The following is a 3,844-nucleotide window of genomic DNA, read 5'->3' as shown; positions in this document are numbered from 1 at the left end:
TTGAAAGACCGGAGGGCTCGCGCCCTGCCGCTAACTTTGGCACTGAATGCGTTAGCGGAACGGCGCGAGCCGTCCGGTTTGACCTTGAAAGACCGGAGGGCTCGCGCCCTGCCGCTAACAAAAGCCCCCGTTTGGCGCCAAAGTAAGTGGCATTACCCGCGAGCCCACCGTTGTTTCCAGGCGGCCTCCACCCTCATCCGCTTGCACTGGTTTTTCACACGCTCAGGTGAACGCCCTCCCCCCGGCAGAATCGCTGAACGAATAAGTTGACGATGGTTGGGTTTCCCAGTAGAGTCAAGGGAGTGGAAGCTCGCCGTAAGCACGGGTTTCCGCCCCCGCCTGCCCCTTCCTGGGCTACCTACACGGAGCGTCCTAACCACGTTCGGGTGTTTTCGTGTCGGACTGGCCTTCGTCAGAAATGAATGTTCCGCAGGACTTTCCGTTTCCGACGCGTCGAATGGTCATTGTCCTTTCGAAATGATCACGCGACGGGTCACCGGCGCGGTCACTGCGGATCCGACGGGATTGTTACCCAGGTATCCACTGTGAAAACTCGCTTCTTCTTCGGTCGGGTCGCCGCCGCATTCGTGCTGGTGTCCGTTGGTTTCTCTCACGCGCTCGTCGGTTCGGATGTCGCTGAAACTCCGGTGAGTTTCTCGAAGCAAATCGATCCGATCTTCCGACAGCACTGTTACGGTTGTCATCAAGGCGCCAAGCAACTCGGCGCGTACGTGATGACGGACTTTGCGTCCCTGGTTAGCGGCGGTGAGACGGGTGAGCCGGCGATCGTTCCTGGCAAACCCGAGGAAAGCTATTTGATCGCGCAAATCACCCCGGTCGATGGCGTGGCCGAGATGCCCAAACCGCCGTCCCAGCCGCTCAGCGACGTCGAAGTCGAATTGGTGCGGCGTTGGATCGCCGAAGGAGCGACGAATGACTCGCCGGGTGACACCACGCCGTCGTTCAGTCGCGAAAACCCACCGCACTACAACGACGCCCCCTCGGTTCCCTCGATCGACGTCTCACCCGATGGAAAACAGATCGCCGTTGCGGGCTACCACGAAGTCTTGCTGGTCGATACCGCGGACGGCGCGATCCAAAGCCGCTTGATCGGAATCAGTCCCCGGATCAATTCGGTGCGTTACAGTCCCGACGGAAGTCGCTTGGCGGCGATCGGTGGCACCCCGGGCGTTCGCGGTGAAGTGCAAATCTGGAATCCCAACACCGGCGAGTTGGAATTGTCGGTGCCCTTCACCTACGACGCCCTGTCCGGCGCGGGCTGGTCGCCCGACAACAGCAAGCTCGCCTTCGGTGCATCCGACAATGTGGTCCGCGCGATCGACGCCCAAACCGGTCAACAAGTGCTCTTCCAGGGTGCCCACGACGATTGGATTCGCGACGTCGCCTTCACGCCCGACGGGACGCACCTGGTTTCTGTCGCACGGGACATGTCCTGCAAATTGACCGAGGTGGAAACGGAACGCTTCATCGACAACATCACTTCGATCACGCCCGGGGCGCTGTCGGGCGGGTTGAGCAGCGTCGCGATGCACCCGGAGCGAAACGAGATCTTGATCGGCGGTGCCGACGGCGTCGCCAAGGTCTATCGCATCTTCCGCGAAACCGCCCGCAAGATCGGTGACGATGCCAATTTGATTCGCAAGCTGCCCGCGATGCCGGGGCGGATCTTCAACGTCGCGATCAACCACGACGCGACCCGCATCGCCGCGGTCGCAACCCTGGACGGCAAGTCCGAAGTCCGCGTGTGGTCGTATGACTTCAGCGGTGATCTGACCGACGAACTGAAAAAGATCCTCGCCAAACGCGTCAACGATCGTTCGGCCGAAGAGAAGAAAAAGGCAGACGCTTATCGCCAGTCGGAAACCAAACAATTGGCGTTGCACCCGATCGACGGTGCGGCGGCCTACGCGGTTGCGTTCGCACCGGACAACTCGCTGTACATCGCCGCCAGCAACGGGCAACTCCAGCGACTCGCCGCCGACGGCACGCCGGACAAAACCTTCGAAGTGTTCCGGGCCGCCGAACGGGCGGCCGCTAGCGAAGCCGACGTGATCGCGGGTCGGTTCGACGCCGAAGCCTGGATCGGCAAACTCGACAGCGCCGGGCAAGCCGAGGTGGACCCGAAATCGATTCAATCGATCGAGGTCGCACCCCAAACCGCCGAACTGAATTCACCCTACGCCTACGTCCAATTGGTCGTCACCGCCACGACCACCAGCGGAGAAACACTGGACGTCACGCGTGCGTGCAACTTCCAAACCCCAGCGTTTGTCGCTTCCAACTCCGCCGGATTGCTCTGTCCGACCCAGGACGGAAACGGCAACGTGGTCGTTTCGCTCGGTGACCATCAAAGTACCGTGACGGTTTCGGCAACACAGATCACCGAAGGCCCCAGCGAATCGATCGGCGCGGTCGATTTCATCCAAGACGTCAACCCGGTCCTTAGCCGACTCGGGTGCAATCAAGGAACGTGTCACGGGGCACAAAAGGGAAAGAACGGATTCAAGCTATCGCTCCGCGGCTATGACCCGATTTTTGATCTGCGGGCATTGACCGATGACCTGGCGGCGCGACGAATCAACGCGGCCGCCCCCGAGCAGTCACTGATGCTCCGCAAGCCATTGGGGCTGACGCCACACGAAGGCGGCGCGCTGATGGCTCACGGCGATCCCTATCACGCGATCCTGCGACGTTGGATCGCCGACGGCAGCCAATTGAACTTGGATGTCGCGCGGGTGACGAAGCTGGAGATCTATCCGCAGAACCCCGTGATCCAGACGATCGGGACCGAGCAACAGGTGCGTTTGGTCGCCCATTTTGCCGATGGCAAGACACGTGATGTGACGCGTGAAGCGTTTATCGATAGCGGCAATACCGAAGTCGCCTCGTCGGGCAAGGGCGGATTGTTGAAAGCCGTCCGGCGCGGTGAAGCGGCCATCTTGGCACGTTACGAAGGCAAGTACGCCGCGACGACGCTGACGGTGATGGGCAATCGCGATGACTACCAAGATCAAGACTACGAAACCTGGGGCAAAATCGACGAGCTGGTGGCCGCAAAATGGCGACGCGTTAAAGTCCAGCCCAGCGAGTTGTGCGACGACGCCGCGTTTCTGCGCCGCGTGACCTTGGATTTGACCGGATTGCCGCCGTCCAGTGAACAAGTCCGTGATTTCCTGGCCGATGACACGCCGACGCAAGAGAAACGATCCCGCAAGATCGATCAGTTGCTCGGCAGCGAAGGCTATGTCGACTACTGGACCAACAAGTGGGCCGACCTGTTGCAGGTGAATCGAAAGTTTCTTGGCGTCGAAGGCAGCACGGCGTTCCGCGATTGGATACGCAACGCCGTCGTGGAGAACCGTCCCTACGACGAGTTCGCCCGACAGATTTTGACGGCCACCGGTTCTAACAAAGACAACCCGGCGGCCAGTTACTTCAAAGTGCTGCGTGATCCTGAAAACACGATGGAAAACACCACGCACTTGTTCTTGGGCATTCGATTCAATTGCAATAAATGCCACGATCATCCGTTCGAGCGTTGGACCCAAGACCAGTACTACGAACTCGCCGCGTTCTTCGGTCAAGTTGCCTTGGAAAACGACCCCGCCTCCGGTGGCAAGAAAATCGGGGGAACCGCCGTCGAGGGCGCCAAGCCGTTGTATGAAAAGGTGGTCGACAAGACTCAGGGCGAGGTCATCCACGCGCGCACCGGCGACGTCGCGCCGCCGAGTTTCCCGTACGATGTGCCCTGCGAAATGCCCGATGAAGGCACTCGTCGGGAAAAGCTGGCGGCCTGGATGACCGACGCCGACAACCCGTACTT

2 protein-coding genes are annotated in these 3,844 nt (G+C 60.4%); one reads left to right on the top strand and one right to left on the bottom strand.

Annotated elements, in window-relative coordinates:
• Positions 1–461: 461 nt before the first annotated feature.
• Positions 462–614, bottom strand: a complete 153-nt coding sequence (locus tag ABX749_RS25270) for a hypothetical protein (RefSeq protein ID WP_372898446.1) — start codon at positions 612–614, stop codon at positions 462–464.
• Positions 615–647: 33 nt separating this feature from the next.
• Here ABX749_RS25270 and ABX749_RS25265 point away from each other — a divergent pair.
• Positions 648–3,844, top strand: a 3,197-nt coding sequence (locus ABX749_RS25265) for a DUF1549 domain-containing protein (RefSeq protein WP_372898445.1), incomplete at its 3' end; no start/stop codon positions are given.

It is taken from the genome of Stieleria sp. (assembly GCF_041595215.1).
GTDB lineage: Bacteria > Planctomycetota > Planctomycetia > Pirellulales > Pirellulaceae > Stieleria > Stieleria magnilauensis.
The sequence above is the reverse complement of the archived record's forward strand: the minus strand, read 5'-3'. Positions and strand labels throughout refer to the sequence as shown.